Source organism: Streptomyces sp. NPDC085481 (assembly GCF_044541845.1).
Taxonomy (GTDB): Bacteria; Actinomycetota; Actinomycetes; order Streptomycetales; family Streptomycetaceae; genus Streptomyces.
Genome location: NZ_JBITTJ010000002.1, coordinates 523997 through 545619 on the forward strand (window position 1 = coordinate 523997; position 21623 = coordinate 545619).

A 21623-nucleotide genomic window follows, 5' to 3' on the forward strand; every position below is an offset into this window, starting at 1 on the left:
ACATGAGCACGGCAGACCAGGCAACGGAGACCACCAATCCGTTCGAGAACGAGTCGGGCGGCTACCGCGTGCTGACCAACGCCGCGGGTGAGCACTCGCTGTGGCCCGACTTCGCCGAGATACCGGCCGGCTGGGAGGCCGCGTTCGGCCCCGAGACGCGTACGGCCTGCCTCGCGTACGTCGAGGAGCACTGGACGGCCCTCGCGCCGGCGGCGACCACCGGACAGGACCTGCACTCATGACCGCACAGCTGGAGCACTCCGCGGGCCCCGTCGCCCCGTGGACCGGCGGGCTCGTCGGCCGCTTCGAGGCGACGGCCGCCCGCACCCCCGGCGCCGTCGCCCTCACCGACGGGGTCACCACCCTCACGTACGCGGAGCTCAACGCCCGCGCCAACCGGATCGCGCACCGGCTGATCGGCCTCGGCATCGGCCCCGGGGCCACCGTCGCGGTCGCCCTGCCGTCCTCGCCCGAGCTGGTCGCCGCCCTCCTCGGCACCCTCAAGGCCGGCGCGATGTACCTGCCGCTGGACCCGGGCTACCCGAGCGAGCGCCTGGCGTACATGACGGCGGACGCCCGCCCGCGGGCCCTGATCACCACCCCGGACGTCGAACCGGGCCTCGGGCCGGTCGACCCGTCCGTCGCCCGCCTGCACCCGGGGGACGAGGCCGCCGCCGCGGACACCGACCCCGAGGGCCGGTTCACCGGGCCCGGCCAGGGCGCGTACACGATCTACACCTCGGGCTCCACCGGCCGCCCCAAGGGCGTCGTCGTCACGCACCGCTCGCTGGCGAACTTCCTCGCCTTCATGACCGACCGGTACGGCGTGCACGAGACCGACACCGTGCTCTCCACCACCCCGATCTCCTTCGACATCGCGGGCCTCGAGCTCTACCTGCCGCTGGTCAACGGCGCCACCCTGCACCTGGTGCCGCGCGAGACCACCGTGGACGGCGCGGCCCTGCGCCGCCGGCTCGCCGAGGCCGGGCCCACCCTGATCCAGGGCACCCCGGCGCTGTGGCAGCTGCTGCGCGAGGCCGGCTGGACCCCGGCCGACCTCCCGGCCGGGACGCGGCTGCTGTGCGGCGGCGAGGCGCTGCCGCAGGACCTCGCCGACTTCCTCGCCGCCGGCGGCCACGCCCAGGTGTGGAACCTGTACGGCCCGACCGAGACCACCATCTGGTCCCTGGTCGCTCCCGTGCGCGCGGGCGAGCCGGTGACCATCGGCACGCCGATGTGGAACACCGGCGTCCATGTCCTCGACGAGCGGCTCCGGCCGGTCGCCGACGGCGAGCCCGGCGAGCTGTACCTGTCCGGCGACGGCCTCGCCCGCGGCTACCACGGCCGCCCCGGCCTCACCGCGGAGCGGTTCGTCGCCTGCCCGTTCGGCGACACCCCCGGCGCCCGCATGTACCGCACCGGCGACGTCGTGCGCCGCCGCCCCGACGGCGCCCTCGACTTCCTCGGCCGCGTCGACGAGCAGGTCAAGATCCACGGCTACCGCATCGAGCTCGGCGAGATCGAGGAGGCGCTGCGCCGCCTGCCCGAGGTCGCCCAGGCCCGGGTCGTGGTCCGCTCCGACGGCGGCCCCGGCTCCACGCACCTCGCGGGCTACGTCGTGCCCGCGCCCGGCCACGCCCCCGAGCCGGGCGCGCTGCGCGCCGCGCTCGCCGACTGGCTGCCCGCGCACATGGTCCCGGCCGGTGTCGGCGTCCTCGACCGATTCCCGCTGACCCCGGCCGGCAAGGTGGACCGCAAGGCCCTGCCGCCGCTGGAGTTCGGTACCACCACCGCCTACCGGGAACCCGTCACCGAGGCGGAGCGGGCACTCGCCGCGCTCTTCCGCGAGGTGCTGCGGGTCGACCGGGTCGGCGCCGACGACAGCTTCTTCGACCTCGGCGGCAACTCGCTGCTCGCCACCCGTCTGGTGGCCCGGGTCCGCGCCGAGCTCGCCGTCGAACTCCCCATCCGCACCGTCTTCGAGGAGCGCACCCCGGCCGCCCTCGCGCTCCGGCTCGACGAGGGCGTCCCGGCCCGGCCCGCGCCCCGCGTGATGGAGCGCGGCGCGCACCTGCCCGTCTCGTACGCGCAGGGCCGCCTGTGGTTCCTGCACCGCCTGGAGGGCCCCAGCACCACGTACAACCTGCCCATCGCGGTCCGCCTCACCGGCGCGCTCGACCTGGCCGCGCTGCGGGCCGCCGTGGACCACCTGGTCACCCGGCACGAGAGCCTGCGCACCTACTTCGGCGAGGGCCCCGAGGGCGCCGAGCAGATCGTGGTGCCGGCCGCCGGCGCCCGGGTCGAGGTCACCGTCCACGACGTCGCCGAGACCGAGGTGCAGGCGGCGGTCGACAAGGCCGCCGGCTACCTCTTCGACCTGTCGGCCGAGATCCCCACCCGCGTCGACGTCTTCCGCACCGGCCCCGAGGCCCACGTCCTGCTGCTCTGCATCCACCACATCGCCTCCGACGGCTGGTCGCTCGCCCCGCTGGTGAAGGACCTGTGCGAGGCGTACGAGGCCGCGAAGCACGGCACCGCCCCCGAGAGCGGGCCGCTCGCCGTCCAGTACGCCGACTACACGCTGTGGCAGCGCGAGCTCCTGGGCACCCCCGAGGACCCCGAGTCCCCGATGTCCCGGCAGCTCGCCTACTGGCAGGGCCGGCTCGCCGGCGCGCCCGAGCTGCTCGACCTGCCCACCGACCGGCCGCGGCCGGCGCTCGCCACCTTCCGCGGCGACGTGGTCCGCTTCGACGTCGGCGCCGAGCTCACCGAGCGGCTCCAGGCCCTCGCCCAGCGGGAGCGGGCCAGTCTCTTCATGGTGCTCCAGGCGGCCGCCGCGACGATGCTGACCAAGCTCGGCGCGGGCACCGACATCCCGCTCGGCTCGCCGCTGGCCGGCCGCGCCGACAGTGCCCTCGACGAGCTCGTCGGCTTCTTCGTCAACACGCTCGTGCTGCGCACCGACACCTCGGGCAACCCGGCCTTCACCGAGCTCCTGGCCCGCGTCAACGAGTCGAACCTGGCCGCCTACGACCACCAGGACCTGCCCTTCGAGTACCTGGTGGAGGTGCTCAACCCGGCCCGCACCACCAGCCACCACCCGCTGTTCCAGGTGATGCTGGTGCTGCAGAACAACGTCGAGCCCGAGTGGCGGCTCGACGGCCTCGACGCCGTCCACGAGACGGTGCCGACGCAGACCGCCAAGTTCGACCTGACGATCGAGCTCACCGAGCGCTCCGACGCCCAGGGCCGCCCCGACGGGCTGCGCGGCGAGATCGAGTACGCCACCGACCTGTTCGACCGGTCCACCGTCGAGCGCTTCGCCCGCTATCTCCTCCGGGTCCTCGACGCGGTCGTCGCCGACCCCGAGCGGCGTCTGGAGAGCATCGACCTGCTCGACGAGGCCGAGCGGACCGCGGTCCTCGACACCTGGAACGACACCGCACTCGACCTGCCCGGCGACAGCTTCCCGGCGCTCTTCGAGGCCCAGGTCGCCCGTACCCCCGAGGCGCTCGCCCTGGTCCACGAGGACACCGAGCTCAGCTACGCCGAACTCGACCGGCGCGCCAACCGGGTCGCCCACCAGCTGATCGGGCTCGGCGTGGGCCGCGACGACGTCGTCGGACTGTCGCTGCGCCGCTCGCCCGACCTGCTCGCGAGCCTCCTCGGCATCCTCAAGGCCGGCGGCGTCTACCTGCCGCTGGACCCGGACTACCCGCCGGAGCGCCTGGCGTTCATGGTGGAGGACACCCGCCCGCGGGTGCTGATCACCACCGGCGACGTCGTCGCCAAGCTGCCCGCCGAGGCCCGGGACGTCCTCCGGCTCGAACTCGACGACCCGGCCGTACGGGCGGAGCTCGACGCCCGGCCCGACCACGCGCCCACCGACGCCGACCGGCGCGCCCCGCTGCGCCCCGGCGACCTGGCGTACGTCATCTACACCTCGGGCTCGACCGGCCGCCCCAAGGGCGTGGCCGTCACCCACCTCGGCATCCCCAACCTGGCCCGCAGCTACATCGAGCGGTTCGGTCTCGACGCGAACTCACGGTTCCTGCAGTTCTCGTCGATCAATTTCGACCCGACCTTCTGCGAGATGTGCTGCACGCTGCTCTCGGGCGCGGCCGTCATCCTGACCTCGCCGGAGGAGCTGCTCTCCCCGGACCGCCAGCGTGCGCTGACCGCCCGCTACAAGCCCACCCACATCACGTTCTCGCCGACGATCCTCGGCTCGATGGCCGAGGACGCCCTCGCCGCCGTCCCGCACATCATGGTGGCCGGCGAGGCCTGCCCGCCGGGGCTCGCCGCGACCTGGTCGCGCGGCCGGACCATGATCAACGCGTACGGTCCGACCGAGGCCACCGTCGACACCCTGTACTGGCGGGTCGGCGACAACGGGCCCGCCTTCGAGGCCGACTCGGTGCCCGTGGGCCGCCCGCTGCACAACACCCGCGTCTACCTCCTCGACGCCGAACTGCGGCCCGTGCCGCCCGGTGTCGTCGGCGAGCTGTACATCGCCGGCCACGGCCTCGCCCGTGGCTACCTCAACCGGCCGGGCCTGACCGCCGAACGGTTCGTCGCCTGCCCGTACGGGGAGCCCGGCGGCCGCATGTACCGCACCGGCGACCTCGCCAAGTGGCGCACCCTGCCCTCCGGCGAAGGCGTCGTCGACTTCACCGGCCGCGCCGACGACCAGGTCAAGATCCGCGGCATGCGGATCGAGCTCGGCGAGATCGAGGCCGTCCTCGACACCCACGAGGACGTCGCCCAGTCCGCCGTCGTCGTCCGCGAGGACACCCCCGACCACAAGCAGCTCATCGGCTACGTCGTGGCCAGGAGCGGCGAGGAGCGCGGGCACGACCTCGCCGACGACATCGAGCACGTCGACAAGTGGCAGGAGATCCACGAGCAGGGCTACAGCGAGCAGGAGGACCTGGGCGTCGAGCAGGACTTCACCGGCTGGAACAGCAGCTACGACAACCGGCCCATCCCGCTCGACCAGATGCGCGAGTGGCAGGCCGCCACCATCACCCGCATCCTCGACCTGAAGCCGCGCCGCGTCCTGGAGGTCGGGGTCGGCTCCGGCCTCATCCTGTGGAAGGTGGCCCCGCACGTCGACCACTACACGGGAGTCGACTTCTCGCCCTCGCTCATCCAGACCCTCGGCAACCGCGCCGAGGAGTCGGAGCTGCGCGAGAAGATCATGCTGCGCAGTCTCGCGGCGCACGAGATCGGCGACCTCGCCGGCCACACGTACGACACCGTGGTCATCAACTCCGTCGCCCAGTACTTCCCGAGCGTCCACTACCTGATCGACGTGATCAGGCAGGCCATGGAGCTCCTGGAGCCCGGCGGCCGGATCTTCCTCGGCGACATCCGCCACCTCGGCCTGCTCCACCCCTTCCTCACCGCGATCGCCCTGCACGACGGCGCGCATGCGGACGAGCAGGCCGGCGTGGTGCGCGAGCTGGTCGAACACACCATGGCCCTGGAGAGCGAACTCCTCCTGGACCCGGCGTTCTTCAGCCGGATCGGCGAGGAGCTCCCCGAGGTCGCGGGCGTCGACATCCAGCTCAAGCGGGCCCACCACCGCAACGAGCTGACCGACTTCCGCTACGAGGTCGTCCTGCACAAGCAGGGCGCGTCCCTGGTCTCCGTGGCCGACGCGCAGGAGATCGTGTTCGGCGGCCTCGACGCCGTGCGCGCCCACCTGGAGGCCGAGCGGCCCGCGCTGCTTCGCGTCACGGGCATCCCCAACTGGCGCGTCGCCGCCGAGGTCGACACCGCCCACCGCGTCCGTACGGAGAGCTCCGTCACCGTGCGCGAGCTCATGGCGGGCGAGCGGCCCGGCACCGACCCGGAGGCCGTGCACGCGCTGGCCGCCGAGCTCGGCTACGAGGCCCGGCTGACCTGGACCGACGCTGCCGAGGGCGACCGCTTCGACGCCGTCCTCATCGGCCCCGAGCGGGCCGCAGCCCCCTGGCTGACCGACGTCTTCCGGCACAAGGCGGCCGCCGGACAGAGCCTGTACGCGCACGGCAACGACCCGCGCGCCGAGGAGCACACCCGCAAGCTTGCCCTCGAGGTCCGCCGGCACGCCGCCAAGCAGCTGCCCGAGCACATGGTCCCCGCGGCCGTGGTCCTGCTCGACCGGCTGCCGCTCACCCCGAACGGCAAGCTCGACACCCGCCGGCTGCCCGCCCCGGACTTCACCTCGCGTGCCGTCCGGCCGCCCCGCACCGAGCGGGAGGTCACCCTGGCCCGGCTGTTCGCCGAGGTCCTCGGTCTGGAGACGGTCGGCGTCGACGACCAGTTCTTCGACCTGGGCGGCGACTCCATCCGCTCGATCCAGCTGGTCAGCAGGGCCCGCGCGGAGGGCTTCGTCATCACCCCGCGCGACGTCTTCCAGCACCAGACCGTCGAGGCGCTGATCGCCCGGGCGGCACAGGCCGCCGAGACGGTCGACCCGGCAGCGGTGGCCGCGACCGAGCTGCCGTACTGGCTGAAGACCCTGGAGACCCCCGACCCCTCCTACGGCGAACCGGCACTCGCCTACGGGGAGTTCGCCAGGACCGTCACCGGCGAACCGGCCGGCGCACTGCTCACGGCGCTGCCGACGCTCTTCCACGCCGCGCCCGAGCACATCGCGCTCACCGCCCTGGCCCCCGCCCTCATCGAGTGGCGCGCCAAGCGCCTGCCCGCCGCCCAGTCCGCGCTCCGCGTCGACCTGGCGGCGGACCGGGCCGGCACGCCGTACCCGGTCAAGCTCACCCCGGGCCTGGCCAACCTCGACAAGGCGCTCACCGACCCGAAGGGCCTCGCCCGCGCCCTCAAGCGCATCAAGGAACAGGTCCGCTCGGTCCCGGCCGACGGCCGCAACTACGCGGAACTGGCCGGCCGGAACGCGGAGTTCACCCCCTCGCGGGTCGTGCTCCGGTACGGCTCAGAGGCCCCGGCGGACGCCCCGTACGCCCTCCAGGTGGACGTACGGCCCGAAGGCGCGGGCCTCACCGCACGCTGGCGCTGGGACACCGGCCTCTTCGGCGCGGACGAGGTCGCGGCCCTCGCGGACCGTTTCGAGCAGCTGCTCGGCGGGCTCGCCACGCTCACCGGCCACCCCGAGCTCGGTGGCCTCACCCCCTCCGACATCACCCTGCTCCCGCTCAAGCAGTCCACGCTCACCGAGCTGGAGCGCGGCTACCCGGGCCTCGACGACGTGCTGCCGCTCGCCCCGCTCCAGCAGGGTCTGCTGCTCCACGTCAGCGCCGCGGCCGACCCGGAGCACGACGACGACCCGTACCAGGGGCAGACCGTCTTCGACCTGGAAGGACCGCTCGACGCCGAGCGGCTGCGCGTGGCCGCCCACGGGCTGCTCATGCGCCACGCCAACCTGCGGGCCGCGTTCGCCGTCCGCGGTCTGGAGAATCCCGTCCAGGTGATCAGGTCCTCCGTCGAGGTGCCCTGGCAGCTGCACGACCTGACCGGCCTGCCGCCCGCCGACCAGCAGGCCGAGCGGGACCGGATCGTCGCCGAGGACGCGAGGCTCCGCTTCGACCTGGCGCGCGGCCCGATGCTCCGCTTCACCCTGATCCGCTTCGCCGCCACCCGCCACGAGCTGCTCGTCGCCGACCACCACATCCTGCTCGACGGCTGGTCCATGCCGGTGGTCTGGAACGACCTGTTCGCGCTGTACGCGGGCCGCGGCGAGGAGCTGCCACCGGTCACCCCGTACCGCGAGTACCTGGCCTGGCTGGCCGAGCAGGACCAGGCGGAGGCGGTCACGGCCTGGCAGACGTACCTGGACGGGCTCGCCGGACCGACCCGCGTCGGACACCCGGGCCTCGCCTCCCACGTGCTGCCCCGGATGACGAGCGCGGTGCTGCCGGCCGAGCTCACCCGGGACCTGGAGCGGGCCTGCGGCCGCCTCGGGATCACCCTCAACACGGCGGTGCAGACCGCCTGGGGGCTGCTCCTCGGCCGGCTCACCGGCAGCGGCGACGTCGTCTTCGGCACCACCGTCTCCGAGCGGCCGGCCGAGATCGAGGGCATCGAGTCCGTCGTCGGCCTGCTCATCAACACCGTGCCGCTGCGGGTGCGCGCCGAGGCCGGCGAGCCGCTGCGGACCACCCTCACCCGGGTCCAGTCCGCCCAGTTCGACGTCTTCCCGCACCGCCACCTCGGGCTGACCGAGATCCAGCGGCTGGCCGGTGTGGGCGAGCTGTTCGACTCGTACTACGTCTTCCAGAACTACCCCGACCAGGAGGAGGGCTTCGCCGGCCTCGGCGAGCTGCGCGCGACCGAGCGCACCGACGGCGCCAAGGGCGTCTCGCACTATCCGCTCGGCATCACCGTGATCCCCGGAGAGCGTCTGGAACTGCTCTTCGGCCACCACCCCGATCTCTTCGACGCGAAGCGGATCGACTTCGTCAAGGAAACCCTCATCGAGATCATCGAGACCATCGCGGGGCAGGCCGGCGCATGAAGAACTTCCTCAAGCTGATCGGCGAACTGCCCACCGCCGTACGGATCATGCTGCTGTGCGCCATGGCGCGGGCGGTCAGCTTCTTCGGCATCCTCGCCTATCTGCCGATCTACCTGAACGACTCGCTCGGCATGGACGGCGCCAGCGTCGGCTACGTCCTCGGCGTCTGCCTGCTGGTCGGCACGATGGTCAGCGTCTACGGCGGCTACCTCGCCGACCGGTTCGTCAAGGTCGACTTCATGATCGCCCTGGACGTGCTGCTCACCCTGCTCTACGCGGGGCTGCCGTTCATCGACTCCCCGATCCTGGTCATCGGCGTCCTGCTGGTCGCCAACACCGCGTCCTCGTCGATGAGCGTCACCGCCAACGCGCTGCTCGCCGACCTGCTGCCCTCGGAGAACCGCGCCAAGGTGTTCTCGCTGCGCTACTCGCTGCAGAACATCGGCGCGGCCGTCGGTCCCTTCCTCGGCGTGTGGACGGTCAAGGCCGGTGCCGGCGGCCCGTTCTGGCTGGCCGCCGGCGTCATCTTCGCCGCCCTCCTGCCGCTCGCGATCTTCCGCCGGCTCTTCGTCGGGGACGCCCTGGCGAAGAAGGGGACGGACGCCGAGGGCGGGTCCGACGACGAGTCCATGAACTTCCGCGAGGTGCTCCGGGTCATGCGGGCCGACCGCCGGCTCGGCCTGTTCACCCTCGGCGGCATCCTCAGCATCGTGGTCTACGGCCCGCTGCTGACCTACATGTCCCAGTACCTGGTCCTGGTCGAGTCCCGCGACACCGCCTACCAGCTCGTCGCGTACATCTCGGCCGCCAACGCGATCGTGGTGATCTCCACCCAGTACGTCATCGGCAGCCGGCTCAAGGAGAAGACCCTCCTGCGCTGGCTGACCTGGGGCACCGGGGCGTTCGTCCTCGGCCTGATCGGCATGGCCCTGTCCACCGACGTGTGGATCATCGTCGCCGCGATCGTGGTCTTCACCCTCGGCGAGGTCATCGTCGTCCCCGCCGAGTACATGTTCATCGACAACATCGCTCCCGCGAACCTCCGCGGCAGCTACTTCGGGGCGCAGAACCTCGTGCACATCGGGGTCGCGGTCGGCCCCATCATCTGCGGCTTCCTCCTCGTGCACGCCTCCCCTGCGGCCATGTTCGCGGCGCTCATCGCCCTGGTCATCGCCGGCTGGTGGTTCTACGTGCTCGGTTGCCGCGCCGCCGACCCCACGGCCAGCAAGGAAAGTGAAGAAGTGGTGAGGTCATCATGAGTTTCGACCAGATCGTGAAGAAGACCCTCTGCCCGTTCGCCAAGCCGTCCAAGATGGGGCCCCCGGTCACCGTCCACACGGCCGACATCGAGACCGGACTCCGCGAACACCAGGACACCATCGCCGAGTTCTTCCGCACCGCGCGCGAGCGCGAGTACGACGGCATGGTGCTCACCTTCGCCGACGGGGCCCTGGGCGCGAGCCTGGCGTCCCTGACCCGGCTCACCAGGCGCTTCTTCGAGGCGCTGTGCGAGATCTACCCGTCCGTGTACATCGCGGAGGACCCGGAGCCCGACGAGACCTGGTACGCGATGATCGAGGGTGAGCGCTTCTTCGTCGTCTCCTTCGCGCCCTGCTACCCGGAGCACTCGCCGCGGTACAACCACGGCTCCCCGCACACCTACTTCCTGCTCCAGCCGGCCTCCACCTTCGAGCGCAACGCCGAGGCCATCGACAAGCGGCGCACCCGCATCCAGCGGGCGTTCCAGGCCGTCGGCAAGCCGTACGACGCGGAGCTCGCCAACCTCGAGAACGACATGTTCAAGTCCGTCATGCCGATCGATCCGATCGACCGCCCCATCCGGTGGTGGGAGGACACGGCGACGATATCGGCGCTGAGGTCCGTGGCGGACGCGGAGCGGCCGCCGGTCGACCTGAGGAAGGCCGGCTAGCCCGATGATCGAGGAACTGCTGCCCCGGACGGTCGCGACCGCGGAAGCGTTCGGCGACCCGGCCGGGGCGCCGGTCCCCTTCCCGGGCGAGGAGCACCTGCTCGTCCACGCCGTCCCCGCGCGGCGCCGCGAGTTCACCACCGCCAGGGCCTGTGCGCGGCAGGCCCTCGGGGGGCTCGGCGTGGCCCCCGTCGCCATCCCGTACGGGGCCTCCCGCGCCCCGCAGTGGCCGCGCGGGATCGTCGGCAGCATCACCCACTGCACCGGCTACCGGGCCGCCGCGGTGGCCCGTGGCGCGGAGCTGGCGGCGGTCGGCATCGACGCCGAACCGCACGCCGCGCTCGACCACACCGGCGTGCTGCACATGGTCGCCGGCGAGGAGGAGCGGGCCCACCTGGCCGAACTGGCGGTGGCGCGGCCCGAGATCCACTGGGACCGGGCGCTGTTCAGCGCCAAGGAAAGCGTCTACAAGGCCTGGTCGCCGCTGACCGGGCGCTGGCTGGACTTCACCGAGGCCGCCGTCACGTTCCAGCCGCGCACGTCGACGTTCAGCGCGCGGCTGCTCGTGGAGGGGCCGGTGGTGGACGGCGTACGGCTGACCGGGTTCGACGGAGGGTTTCTGGTCAGGGAGGGCCTGGTCCTCACGGCCACGGCCGTCCGCCGGCCGGACAATGGCCCCGATCCGCACCACCGATCGAGGGGACCGCTGTGACCAGCGCCTTTGTACCGACACTCGCCGCCTACGGGTGGGACGTCACCTGGGCGGACGCCTTCGCCCCGCACGCCGGCCCCGGGTCCGTCCCGGGCCGGGTGGTGCGGGTCGACCGCGGCCGCTGCGAGGTGGTGGCCGCCGTGGACGGCGCGGACCCCGACTCGCCCGTCACGGTGTTACGCGCCGACAGCGGGCCCGTGCTCGACACGGACCCGACCGCCGGGCCCTGCACCGGCGACTGGGCGGTCGTCGAACCGTCCCCCGCCACCGGGGGCGGGCCCGTGGTCCGGGCGCTGCTGCCGCGCCGTACCCGCTTCACCCGGTCGACCTCCTCTGCCCGCTCCGAGGGGCAGGTGCTCGCCGCCAACATCGACCTGGCGGTCATCGCGGTCTCGCTCGCCGTCGAGCTGGACCTCGGCCGCCTGGAACGCTTCCTCTCCCTGGCCTGGTCCAGCGGTGCCCAGCCCGTGGTCGCCCTGACCAAGACCGACCTCGTCCCCGACATCACCCACCTGGTGGCCGATGTCGCCGAGGCCGGGCCCGGCGCCGAGGTCTTCCCCGTCAGCGCCTTCGGCGGCGACGGCCTCGACGCCCTCGCCGGCGCGCTCTCCGGCCGTACGTCCGCACTGCTCGGCCAGTCGGGCGTCGGCAAGTCCACGCTCGTCAACGCCCTGCTCGGGGCCGAGGAGCAGGAGTCGGGGGAGGTACGCGGCAGCGACGGCAAGGGCCGGCACACCACCACCACGCGCGACCTGCTCCTGCTGCCCCGCGGCGGGCTGCTGATCGACACCCCGGGGCTGCGCGGTGTCGGCCTGTGGGAGGCGAACGACGGCCTGACCCAGGTGTTCGCGGAGATCGAGGAGCTGGCCGCGCACTGCCGCTTCCACAACTGTGAACACCACGCCGAACCCGGCTGCGCGGTCCTCGCCGCGGTCGAGGACGGCACCCTCTCGCACCGCCGGTTCGAGAGTTACCGCAAACTCCTGCGCGAGAGCGCCTGGATCGCTTCACGGACCGATGCCCGGCTGCGTGCCGAGCTCGGCCGGGAATGGCGTCGCCGTGAGGCGGCGGGCCGCGAGATGTACGAGCGCAAGCGCGGCGGGAAACACCGTAAGGCGTTCTGACGGTGGTCCGGCCACACCCGCTTCTCGGCCATAGCTTCTCGGCCACGGGTGGCGGATGTGGCCACTTGCAGCCACTGCACCTTGGTGCCAACTGAACTCCTTGTAATGCCCGTTCGGCCCCTGGCAGATTACTCGACAGCAGCCGGTCAAAAGCTGCTGCGAAAGCCAAATCGAGTAAGCCACAAGCCACTTCGAGGGAATCGGACGGTAAAGAAAATGCGACGCAAGGCGTTTGTCTACCTGGTCTCGTGCGCCGTGGCGATCTCCGCGTCCGTCATGGGCGCCTCCGCCGCGCAGGCCGCCGACACCCTGCACACGAGCAACGCCACCGCGACCGACGGCGGCGACAGCTGGGGCTGGGACTGACCCTCCCCACGCCAGGGGCGTGGGGGCACCCCCAGGCCGCCCCGGCCTCCCCCACCCACCATGCCAGAGAGGGCGAATTCCCGTGACCATTGAAGAGGGCGTACTCCACTACGACTTGTCCACCGACGAAGTCGCCCAGCTGGACGCGCTGATCGCCGAGCTGAAGGAGACGGGCAGTGACCCGGGCCACCCGCGCTTCCACGACGAGGCCTGGGACCTGACCGGCCGGCTTCCCGTGGGGCTGCGGAAGTTCCTCGCGGAGTTCCGCCGCGACGATCCGGCCCACGCTTTCAAGATCAGGGGATTCACCGTCGACGACGAGGGCGTCGGGCCCACGCCGAAGAACTGGGCGGAAGCCGCCGCGTCGCTCCGCACCCGACGCGAGGAAATCTTCCTGTCGCTCATCGGCAAAAGCCTCGGTGAAATATTCAGCTGGCCTACTCTGCAGACCGGCCGAATGATCCAGAACGTGCTGCCGATCGCCGGCGAGGAGAACGAGCAGAGCGGTCACGGCAGTGATGTCCTGCTGGAATGGCACACCGAGGACGGATTCCACCCCTACCGGTGCGACTATCTGGCCCTCTTCGGGATCCGCAACCACGACCGGGTGCCGACCACCGTCGCCTCCATCCGCGATGTGGCGCTCAGTGCGGAGACCCGCAAGATCCTTTCCGAGCCGCGTTTCTACATCCTTCCCGACGACGAGCACCTGCGGCAGCTGGCCGCCCAGCAGCCCGACCACCCGGGGCTGCTGCGGATGCGGGCCATGCGCGAGACGCCGGAGCCGGTCGCCGTGCTCTTCGGCGCCCCCGACTCCCCGTACCTGCGGATCGACCCCTTCTTCATGCGCTGCGTCGAGGGCGACTCCGCCGCCGAGCAGGCGCTGAAGGAGCTCGTCCGCGAGCTGGAGCAGGCCACCCAGGACGTCGTCGTCGAGGCCGGCACGCTGCTCGTGGTCGACAACTACCTGGCCGTACACGGCCGCAAGGCGTTCACGGCCCGCTACGACGGGACCGACCGCTGGCTGCAGAAGGCGATCATCACCCGCGATCTGCGCAAGTCGCGCGAGACCCGGGACACGGCCGCCGGGCGTGTCCTGATCTGACGTTGCGCCACGGCGGCCGCCCCCGACCGGGCGGCCGCCGTCAGCGACGTCTGCTATCACCGGAGGACCAAGGGGAGGAGAGGCGCGATGGCAGCGTCCCAAGGTGTGCCGATCGACGCGGTGGTCCTGGCCGACGTGGCGATCGTGCTGGTGGTCGGGGCGGTGATGGTCCGGCTCGGCAGACGGATCCACCAGCCGCCGGTGGTGGCGGAGATCGCCGCCGGCCTGATGCTCGGCCCGAGCCTGCTAGGTCTCCTTCCCGGTGACCTTCCGGCGCTGATCTTCCCGCCGGAGGCCAGGCCGATGCTCTCGGCCCTCTCCCAGGTGGGCCTGGCGCTCTTCATGTTCCTGGCCGGCTGGGAGCTGGACCTCGGCAAGCTGCGGGGCCGCACCGCCTCGGTCGGCTCCACGGCCGTCCTCGCGATGGCCGTGCCCTTCGCGGTCGGTGCGGGCGCGGCGGCGCTGCTCTACGACTCGCTGGCGCCCGCCGGGGTCGGCTCCGACATGTTCGTGCTCTACCTGGCCACCGCCTTCTCCATCACCGCCTTCCCGGTGCTCGCCCGGATCATCCGGGACCAGAACCTCGGCACCACCCGGGTCGGCACCACCGCCATGGCCTGCGCCGCCGCCGGTGACGTGGTCGCCTGGTGCGTGCTCGTCCTGGTGGTCGCCATGGCCGGCTCCGGCGGCACCGGCGGGTTCTTCCAGGTGCTCGGCTGGACCGCGGTGTACGCCGCCGTGATGCTCTTCGCGGTCCGCCCGCTGCTCCGGCGGGCGCTGCGCTGGGCCGGCAACGGGCGGCTGCCGGTCGTGGCGGCCGGCGTGCTGCTCTCCGCCTTCGCGACCTCGTGGGTCGGCATTCACGCCATCTTCGGGGCCTTCGCCTTCGGCCTGATCATGCCGAGGGACGCGCTGCCCGAGCTGCGCCGGCAGATCGAGGTGCCGCTGGAGAAGGCGTCCTCGCTGCTCCTGCCGGTCTTCTTCGTGGTCACCGGCCTCTCCGTCGACGTCGGCGGGCTCGGCTGGTCCGGACTCGTCGCCCTGCTGCTCGTGCTCGTCGCGGCGATCGTAGGCAAGTTCGCCGGTGCGGCCGTCCCGGCGCGGTTCTCCGGGATGAGCTGGCGGGACTCGGCGGCCTTCGGAACGCTCATGAACACCCGCGGGCTCACCGAGATCGTCATCCTCGGCGTGGGCCGCGAACTGGGTCTGATCGGGCCCGAGTTGTTCACCATGATGGTGCTGATGGCCCTGGTGACCACCGCCATGGCCGGTCCGCTGCTCCGGCTGCTCGGCATGGGCGGCGAGCCGCGGCTGCCCGAGGCCGAGCTGTCGGCCGAGTCCCCGGACAAGGAAGCGATCGGAGTCAAGTGATGCATCCCGCCCACACCTTCGGATACGAACACCGCTCCAACGGGACCGTCGTCATCACCCGTGGCTGCCGCATCATCTCCGTCGTGCGCGGCGAGGGCCAGGTCGGCGTCCTCCTCGCCGAGCTGGCGCAGGCAGCCGCCGGCGGGGGCAGGCAGCAGGTCCTCGCCCGCTGGGTGACGGAGACGGCCAAGGCCGCCTGACACCCCCAGGGCCTGGCCCAGGTCCCCAGGGTCCTCAGGGGAGCCGCAGGTCCAGGCGGTCGAGGTGTTCCCGGTCGGCGATCGCGTCGACGGCCGTGATCCGGCCCTCCAGGACGGTGAAGCCGAAGACCGTCCGCGGCGTCCCGTCCGGCGCCCAGGCGAGACCCGCCGCCCCGCCCACCAGGGCCGGGCGGCTCTCCCGTGCCCGCGCCGCGAGGCCGCGCGCGACCGCCCGCGCCCCGTGCGCGGGCCGCGTGCCCGTCCGTACCGCCTCGGCGTCCGCTCGGAGCACCACGTCACCGTCGAACAGCGCGAGCAGCTCGTCGAGGTCGCCGCCGCGCGCCGCCGCCAGGAAGGCCGTGACGACCTCGCGCTGGCGCCGCGGATCGGGCTCCGGCATCTCCTCCGTGCCCTGCATCCGCCGCCTGGCCCGGACGACCAGCTGCCGGGCGGCGGCGGGGGTGCGCTCCACGATCGGGGCGATCTCGTCGAACGGCACCGCGAAGGCGTCGTGCAGCACGGACGCGACCCGCTCGGCGGGCGTCGGCGCCCACGGGTCCGGCGGGTCCGCGCTGTGGGCCTCGCGCGAGCGCAGCCGCTCCAGGCAGACCCGGGCGACGACCGTCCGGTCCCTCTCGTCGGAGTCGGCGCGGCTCAGCCGCAGCCCCGCCTCGCGCAGGGCCGCGTCGGCCTCGCCGTAGGAGCCGAGCAACCGGTACGCGACCGCTCTCAGCCGCGTCCGGTGCTCTTCGAAGCGCTCCGTCAGCACGCCGTGATCGTCCATCGGCAGGGACATGGGTCGTCGTCAGTCGCCGTGGCCGGTTCCGCCGCTGCCGAAGCCGCCGCTGGAAATCCCGCCCCACTTGCGCTTCTCCTCGCTCGGCGGGTCGGGCGAGGTCTCGCTCCCGGAGGTGCCGAGCTGGTACGGCATGAGCCGGTGCTCGCCGTCGGTCTGCGGCATCTCGTGCGGCCGGCGGTACTCGCTCGTCTCGCCGGGCAACTCGTCGCTGTCGGGCCGGTGCGGCTGCGTTTCGGGGTCGGGAGGCGGAGATTCCCTGTTCCTGATCCGGATGCCGAGCGCGAAGGCGCCGATGAGGACGGCGACCACGACCAGACCGCCGATGACCTGGGCGAGCCCGGACTGCCAGACACCGGCCGCCGTGGTCACCTGGGCGGAATCCACGAGGAAAGTGTTCATACTCCAGGATTACCCCGTTTCGCGCTGTTTGTTCCCACGGACCGAATTCCATCTGAAACATTTGCCCGCGCCCGCCGCGTCAATGGGGTGTAAGCAACCAAGCGAACTCGTGACAGCGACGGAGGGGAGGGACATGAGAACGTCCCGCGCGGACGGGTTCCTGGAGTTCGCCTCGGCGCGATCGGGGCATCTGTTCCGCTCGGCGTGCCTGCTGACCAGCGGCGACACGCATCTCGCCGAGGACCTGGTGCAGGAGACGCTCGGCCGGATGTACGCCGTGTGGGGCCGTATGGCCCGCGTCGGCAACCCGGCGGCCTATGCACAGACCGTGCTCGTACGGACCTTCCTCAGCCACCAGCGGCGCCGCTCGGCCACCGAGCGCCCCCTGGGCGAGCTGCCCGACCACCTCCCCGACAACGGCGAGGACCCCACCCTGCGGATCGCCCTGCTCGACGCCCTGGCCGGGCTCGCACCCAAGGACCGGGCGGTCGTGGTGCTGCGCTACTGGGAGGACCGCACCGTCGAGGAGACCGCCGACGCCCTGCACGTCAGCTCGGCGGCGGTCCGCACCCGGTCGGTGCGCGCGCTGGGGAAGCTGCGCGACCGGCTCGGCGGCAGCATCACCGAGTTCGCCGCCCGCTGACCCGCGCCGCACCACCCCCGATCCTCATTTTCGACCCACGGAACCGGAGACGGTGATCCCGCCATGCCTCAGCACGAACAGCACGAAGCGACGAACGGACGATTCGAGGAGGAACTGGGCGCGGCCCTGCGCAGCACCGGAGCAGCCTTCGAGGCCGACGACCACCGCGAACTGGTCACCGGCGGCCTCACCCGCGGCCGGCGCCGGCTGCTGCGCCGCCGGCTCGCCGTGGCCGGCGGCACCCTGGCCCTCGCCGCGATCGGCGTGGGCGGGGTCTACGGCGGATCGGTCCTCGGCCGGGGGGAGGCCGTGGAGAAGTCCTCGGTGGCGGCGCCAAGGCCCACCGGCAAGGGGGGCGGCGAGGTGAAGCCGGGCGGCGAGGCCGAGATCCCCGTCGCCGACCTCGTGACCGTCCTCAAGGGCAACACCCCGGCCGGCGACTGGGAGATCCAGGACCCGGAAGGCAAGGGCCAGTCCGTCACCGCCGTGTACGACGACGGCAAGGGCAAGGCGGGCGTCTCCGTCGGCCTGTACCGGGCGAGCTTCTCCCCGGAGTCCGGCGAGGGCCAGGTCACCTGCCCCGACCCGGTGGCCGTGCCGTTCGACGACTGCAAGACCGAGCGGCTGGCGGACGGCTCCCGCCTGATGGTCGTCCAGGGGTACGAGTACCCCGACCGGCGCGTGGACACCAAGAGCTGGCGGGCCGTGTTGCTCACCCGGGACGGCTTCCTCGTCGACGCGAGCGAGTGGAACGCGGCCACCCAGAAGGACGCCCCGATCAGCCGGCCCGACCCGCCGTTCGACCCGGCCCAGCTGAAGACGCTGGTCACGGCCGCGGGCTGGCGCCCGCTGCTTGAGCGGCTGCCGGCCATCCAGCCGGACAACCCCGGCGCCGGCGGCGGGGCCAGGCACGAGCCCAGTGCCGCCGAGATCCAGTCGACGCTGGTCTCCCTGATGCCCAAGGGCGTGCGGACGGTCTCCAAGGGCGGCGACAGCGGCTACGGCTATGTGGTCGTCGACGACGGCAAGGGCAGGAGCCTCGTCCAGATCAACGTCCAGCCCTTCATGGACGTGCGCAAGGAGCTCTTCAGCGGCGGTGACGTCACCGTCGAGCCGGATGACACGCGGGTGCGGCTGACGAAGGAGCCGGGCGAGAAGGGCGGCGAGGGCGTCGTGATGTGGACCGCCGACACCCTGGGCCCGGACGACTTCCGGGTCGTCATCTCCGCCTTCAACGCCGGCACCCAGCACGAGGCCGCCACGCGCGCCGAGCCGGCGCTGACGACGGAGCAGCTGAAGGCCATCGCGCTGAGCCCGAAGTGGCGCGCGCTGACCCGGAAGTAGCACTGGATCAGCCCCTGAGCGACGGTCCGGGCCCCGGCGGGGGCCCGGACCGTCATGTCGGCTGCCCGTGTGCCGGCGTCATTTGGCGTCGGAATACCGCTCCACCGTCGCCGTCGTGAACGGGAACCGCACGGGCGTCGCCCCGAACGCGATCCGCCCCGCCTCGTCGCCCGCCGCGCGGATCGCCTCCGTGACCGCCTCCGCCTCCTCGGCGGGGCAGTGCACGATCACCTCGTCGTGCTGGAAGAACACCAGCTCGGCCCGCATCCCCGCGGTGGCCCGCCGCAGCGCCGCCAGCATCAGCAGCGCCCAGTCGGCGGCGCTGCCCTGGACGACGAAGTTGCGGGTGAAGCGGCCCCGGGCGCGGGCGTCGGTCGACGCGTACCCCGGGACGTACCCCTCGGCGCCCTCCTCCTGTGGGAGGCCCTGTGGCAGGCCCGCCTCCTCGTCCTCGGCCGCGCCGGCCGCCCGCGGGCTCGTGCGGCCCAGCCAGGTGCGCACCAGCCGGCCCTCCTCGCCCGCCTTCGCCGCGTCGTCCACGTACGCCACCGCGCGCGGGAAACGGCGGCGCAGCGCGGCCAGGTTCTTCAGACCGTCGCCGCTGGTCTGCCCGTAGACCGCGCCGAGCAGGGCCAGTTTGGCGTGGTCCCGGTCGCCGGAGAAGGCCCGGTCGGAAAGCCGGGTGTAGAGGTCGTCGGGGTGGCCCGCGACCTCCATCAGGCCCGGGTCGCGGGAGATCGCGGCCAGCACCCGCGGCTCCATCTGGTCGGCGTCGGCGACGACGAGCCGCCAGCCCTCGTCGGCGACGACGGCCTGCCGGATGACCTTGGGGATCTGCAGCGCCCCGCCGCCGTTGGTGGTCCAGCGCCCGGTGACCGTGCCGCCCGGCAGGTACTCGGGCCGGAAGCGGCCGTCGCGCACCCAGTCCTGCAGCCAGGACCAGCCGTGCGCGGTCCAGATCCGGTACAGCTTCTTGTACGCCACGAGGGGCGCGACCGCCGGGTGGTCGAGCTCCTCCAGCTCCCAGCGCCGGGTGGACCGCACCCGGATCCCGGCCTGCGCGAAGGCCCGCACCACGTCGGCGGGCAGATCGGGCCGCACCCGGCGGCCGAAGGCGGCGGACACCTCGTCGGCCAGCTCCGCGAGCCGGCGCGGCTCGCCGCCGCCCGCGTACCGCTCCCCGAGCAGCCCGTGCAGCACCTCCCGGTGCACGTCGGCCCGCCAGGGCAGCCCGGCCCTGTGCATCTCGGCGGCGACCAGCATCCCGGCGGACTCGGCGGCCGTGAGCAGTCGCATCCGGCCCGGGTGCTCGGTCAGGTCGTGGCGGCGCTGCTGCTCCGCGTACACCTCAAGGAGGGCGTCGAAGGGCAGTCCCACGGTGGGCGCCGGCTCGAAGAGGGAGTCCTGCGAGCCGGGTTCGGCCGCTCTGAGCGGCGGGTCGGAGGGCACCGGCGCCTGGTGCAGCCGGGCCCAGGCGGCCGCGGCCGAGCGGGGCTCGCCGAGCCGCCCCTCGTGGCCGAGGAGGAGCTGCTCGGCGTCCTCGACGTCGTAGCACCGCTCGACCCGCACCCCCGCCGCGAGCAGCCGCGGATACACCTCGGCGGTGGCGCGCCACACCCAGCGGGCGACGTCCGGGCGGGAGCGGACGGCGTCCACCAGGTCCGGCTCCCGCCGCACCTCGCCGGCGGGCAGCGCGTCGGGCCCGAGGGGGACGAGCAGCGCCCCGTCCCCCTCCGGCTCGGGCGCGAGTGCCCACCTTTCGGTCACGGGTGCGAGTCTGGCACCCGCCACTGACAACGACCCGGTGGCGGCGCCGCCCTGTGGATGGCCGTGGCCGTCCCACACACGGTGGGTGGCCGGCACGGCGAGCCGTGCGGCTACGCCGCCTTGTGGAAGAGGGCCGCGGCCTCGCCCCGGGAGCCGACCCCGAGCTTGTTCAGGATCTTGGCGACGTGGAACTTCACCGTGGACTCGCTGATGTGCAGCTCCTGCGCGATCTGCCGGTTGCGGTGCCCGAGCGCCAGATGCGTCAGCACCTCCACCTCGCGCTCACCGAGCCCGCTGAGCGGGTCCATCGCGGCGACCGGTGCCTCCGGCAGGGCCAGTGGCAGGGTCGCGGTCAGGGTGGTGCCCCAGCCGGGCACGGCGTCCATCTCCAGGCGCCCGCCGAGCACTTCGAGGCGGTCGGTGATGCTGCCCGCGCCCAGCGGGCAGGCGTCGAGCAGCCCCGGACCGTCGTCCCGTACCGAGGCGCGCAGCTCGTGCTCGGTCAGCGTCCAGCCGACGTGCACTCGGGAGACCGCCTCCTGTTCCAGGACCACCAGGAGCAGCGCCCGCACGATCGCCCGGGCGCCGTGCGCCACGTCCCCCGGGAGGGTGCGGGTGGAGTTGCTCGCGTCCGGCGCACCGAGTTCGAGCCGTACCGGGCTGTGCCGCAGCATCGGGCGCAGCGTGTCGGCGAGCCGGGCGAAGGCCTCGAAGGCGGGCTCCTCGGCGACCGAGCGGTCCCGCTGGGCCTCGGCCCGCAGTTCGACCAGCGCCGACACCGCCAGGTCGGTCGCGGTCGCGCGGGCGGCGGAGTCGTCCAGGGCGCGGCTGCGCAGCACCCCGAGCACTCCGGAGAGGGCGGCGGCGTGCGCGGTGGTGAGCTCGGCGGTCACCCGCGCCCGGGTGTCGGCCGCGGCCCGCGAGCGGGCCAGCGCCCCCGGCATCGCCTCGCTGGAGAACCGGTCGAAGTGGCTGGTCACCAGGTCCCACAGGGCCTGCGCGACGGCGAGTTCGGTCTCCTTCGCGGGCTTCGCGTCGTCCTCCCGTACGAGCACGAGGACCGAGCCGCGGGGCGTGGCGTCGCTCCGTACCGCGATCACCTCCCGCTCCGCCCCGCCGACGACCGCGCGCCCCTGCCAGGGCCGGCCCGGGGTGCCGGCGGCGAGCAGCGGGGTGAGCTCGGCGGCGGTGAACGGCAGGTCGGACTCGGTCCGTTTGAACGGCGAGTGGGCGCAGTGCGTGGAGAGCTCGGCGGCGGCCCGGTGCGGGATCAGCGGGGCCAGGACCTCGGAGAGCCGGGGCAGGATCTCGCCCAGCGGTTGGCCGATGATGTCGTGGGCGGCCAACAGGGCGCCGGTCGCGGTGAGTTCCATGGGCACCAGGG

Annotated in this window: 16 protein-coding genes; 12 read left to right on the forward strand and 4 right to left on the reverse strand. The window is 73.0% G+C overall.

Annotation, left to right across the window (positions count from 1 at the left end; all coding sequences use genetic code 11):
• Positions 1-2: 2 nt before the first annotated feature.
• The 10 genes from ACIGEZ_RS08265 (at position 3) to ACIGEZ_RS08310 (ending at position 15287) form a co-directional block, all read left to right on the forward strand.
• Positions 3-242 carry an MbtH family protein gene (locus tag ACIGEZ_RS08265; protein ID WP_399827319.1) on the forward strand — a complete coding sequence of 80 codons (240 nt, stop codon included), beginning with the start codon at positions 3-5 and terminating at the stop codon, positions 240-242.
• Positions 239-8479: an amino acid adenylation domain-containing protein gene (locus ACIGEZ_RS08270; RefSeq protein WP_399827322.1), complete on the forward strand. Its 8241-nt coding sequence runs from the start codon at positions 239-241 to the stop codon at positions 8477-8479. Before ACIGEZ_RS08265 ends, ACIGEZ_RS08270 begins: the two co-directional genes overlap by 4 nt.
• A complete protein-coding gene (locus ACIGEZ_RS08275; RefSeq protein WP_399827323.1) occupies positions 8476-9738 on the forward strand; it encodes an MFS transporter in 1263 nt (420 codons plus the stop codon). The genes ACIGEZ_RS08270 and ACIGEZ_RS08275 overlap by 4 nt, the downstream gene beginning before the upstream one ends.
• Positions 9735-10409, forward strand: a complete 675-nt coding sequence (locus ACIGEZ_RS08280) for a hypothetical protein (protein ID WP_399827326.1) — start codon at positions 9735-9737, stop codon at positions 10407-10409. Before ACIGEZ_RS08275 ends, ACIGEZ_RS08280 begins: the two co-directional genes overlap by 4 nt.
• A 4-nt stretch (positions 10410-10413) precedes the next feature.
• Positions 10414-11121 carry a 4'-phosphopantetheinyl transferase gene (locus ACIGEZ_RS08285; RefSeq protein WP_399827328.1) on the forward strand — a complete coding sequence of 236 codons (708 nt, stop codon included), beginning with the start codon at positions 10414-10416 and terminating at the stop codon, positions 11119-11121.
• Complete coding sequence (rsgA, locus tag ACIGEZ_RS08290; RefSeq protein WP_399827331.1) at positions 11118-12245, forward strand: ribosome small subunit-dependent GTPase A; 1128 nt, start codon at positions 11118-11120, stop codon at positions 12243-12245. The genes ACIGEZ_RS08285 and rsgA overlap by 4 nt, the downstream gene beginning before the upstream one ends.
• A gap of 216 nt (positions 12246-12461) precedes the next feature.
• Positions 12462-12611, forward strand: coding sequence for a hypothetical protein (locus ACIGEZ_RS08295; protein WP_399827333.1), 150 nt, complete (start codon positions 12462-12464; stop codon positions 12609-12611).
• A gap of 82 nt (positions 12612-12693) precedes the next feature.
• Entirely contained in the window at positions 12694-13716 is a 1023-nt protein-coding gene (gene gntD / locus ACIGEZ_RS08300) for a guanitoxin biosynthesis L-enduracididine beta-hydroxylase GntD (protein WP_399827336.1), read from the forward strand.
• An 87-nt stretch (positions 13717-13803) separates the two neighbouring features.
• Entirely contained in the window at positions 13804-15087 is a 1284-nt protein-coding gene (locus tag ACIGEZ_RS08305; RefSeq protein WP_399827338.1) for a cation:proton antiporter, read from the forward strand.
• On the forward strand, positions 15087-15287 hold the full coding sequence (locus ACIGEZ_RS08310; RefSeq protein ID WP_399827340.1) for a hypothetical protein: 201 nt from the start codon (positions 15087-15089) through the stop codon (positions 15285-15287). The genes ACIGEZ_RS08305 and ACIGEZ_RS08310 overlap by 1 nt, the downstream gene beginning before the upstream one ends.
• A 34-nt stretch (positions 15288-15321) precedes the next feature.
• Here the strand turns inward: ACIGEZ_RS08310 and ACIGEZ_RS08315 are convergent, their stop codons facing one another.
• Both ACIGEZ_RS08315 and ACIGEZ_RS08320 read right to left on the reverse strand, forming a co-directional pair.
• Positions 15322-16056: an RNA polymerase subunit sigma-70 gene (locus tag ACIGEZ_RS08315; protein WP_399827342.1), complete on the reverse strand. Its 735-nt coding sequence runs from the start codon at positions 16054-16056 to the stop codon at positions 15322-15324.
• Between the two features lie 36 nt (positions 16057-16092).
• A complete protein-coding gene (locus ACIGEZ_RS08320) occupies positions 16093-16485 on the reverse strand; it encodes a DUF6479 family protein (RefSeq protein WP_399827345.1) in 393 nt (130 codons plus the stop codon).
• Between the two features lie 133 nt (positions 16486-16618).
• Here ACIGEZ_RS08320 and ACIGEZ_RS08325 point away from each other — a divergent pair, with 133 nt between their 5' ends.
• Both ACIGEZ_RS08325 and ACIGEZ_RS08330 read left to right on the forward strand, forming a co-directional pair.
• Positions 16619-17128, forward strand: a complete 510-nt coding sequence (locus ACIGEZ_RS08325; protein WP_399827348.1) for a SigE family RNA polymerase sigma factor — start codon at positions 16619-16621, stop codon at positions 17126-17128.
• A 63-nt stretch (positions 17129-17191) separates the two neighbouring features.
• A complete protein-coding gene (locus tag ACIGEZ_RS08330; protein WP_399827351.1) occupies positions 17192-18472 on the forward strand; it encodes a hypothetical protein in 1281 nt (426 codons plus the stop codon).
• A gap of 78 nt (positions 18473-18550) precedes the next feature.
• Here the strand turns inward: ACIGEZ_RS08330 and ACIGEZ_RS08335 are convergent, their stop codons facing one another.
• Together ACIGEZ_RS08335 and ACIGEZ_RS08340 are read right to left on the reverse strand one after the other, a co-directional pair.
• The gene (locus tag ACIGEZ_RS08335) at positions 18551-20239 is read right to left on the reverse strand and encodes a bifunctional 3'-5' exonuclease/DNA polymerase (protein WP_399827354.1); all 1689 of its coding nucleotides are present in this window, start codon (positions 20237-20239) and stop codon (positions 18551-18553) included.
• 110 nt (positions 20240-20349) lie between these two features.
• Positions 20350-21612 (reverse strand): LuxR C-terminal-related transcriptional regulator, encoded by a 1263-nt coding sequence (locus ACIGEZ_RS08340; protein ID WP_399827356.1) that lies wholly within the window; start codon positions 21610-21612, stop codon positions 20350-20352.
• Positions 21613-21623 lie beyond the last annotated feature (11 nt).

What these genes read in the sequence shown, in the direction of transcription:
- ACIGEZ_RS08305 (WP_399827338.1), top strand. Translation starts at nt 13,804, where the DNA reads ATGGCAGCGTCCCAAGGTGTGCCGATCGACGCGGTGGTCCTGGCCGAC.
- ACIGEZ_RS08275 (WP_399827323.1), top strand. Translation starts at nt 8,476, where the DNA reads ATGAAGAACTTCCTCAAGCTGATCGGCGAACTGCCCACCGCCGTACGG.
- ACIGEZ_RS08310 (WP_399827340.1), top strand. Translation starts at nt 15,087, where the DNA reads ATGCATCCCGCCCACACCTTCGGATACGAACACCGCTCCAACGGGACC.
- ACIGEZ_RS08325 (WP_399827348.1), top strand. Translation starts at nt 16,619, where the DNA reads ATGAGAACGTCCCGCGCGGACGGGTTCCTGGAGTTCGCCTCGGCGCGA.
- ACIGEZ_RS08270 (WP_399827322.1), top strand. Translation starts at nt 239, where the DNA reads ATGACCGCACAGCTGGAGCACTCCGCGGGCCCCGTCGCCCCGTGGACC.
- ACIGEZ_RS08280 (WP_399827326.1), top strand. Translation starts at nt 9,735, where the DNA reads ATGAGTTTCGACCAGATCGTGAAGAAGACCCTCTGCCCGTTCGCCAAG.
- ACIGEZ_RS08340 (WP_399827356.1), bottom strand. Translation starts at nt 21,612, where the DNA reads ATGGAACTCACCGCGACCGGCGCCCTGTTGGCCGCCCACGACATCATC.
- ACIGEZ_RS08330 (WP_399827351.1), top strand. Translation starts at nt 17,192, where the DNA reads ATGCCTCAGCACGAACAGCACGAAGCGACGAACGGACGATTCGAGGAG.
- ACIGEZ_RS08285 (WP_399827328.1), top strand. Translation starts at nt 10,414, where the DNA reads ATGATCGAGGAACTGCTGCCCCGGACGGTCGCGACCGCGGAAGCGTTC.
- ACIGEZ_RS08320 (WP_399827345.1), bottom strand. Translation starts at nt 16,485, where the DNA reads ATGAACACTTTCCTCGTGGATTCCGCCCAGGTGACCACGGCGGCCGGT.
- ACIGEZ_RS08265 (WP_399827319.1), top strand. Translation starts at nt 3, where the DNA reads ATGAGCACGGCAGACCAGGCAACGGAGACCACCAATCCGTTCGAGAAC.
- ACIGEZ_RS08295 (WP_399827333.1), top strand. Translation starts at nt 12,462, where the DNA reads ATGCGACGCAAGGCGTTTGTCTACCTGGTCTCGTGCGCCGTGGCGATC.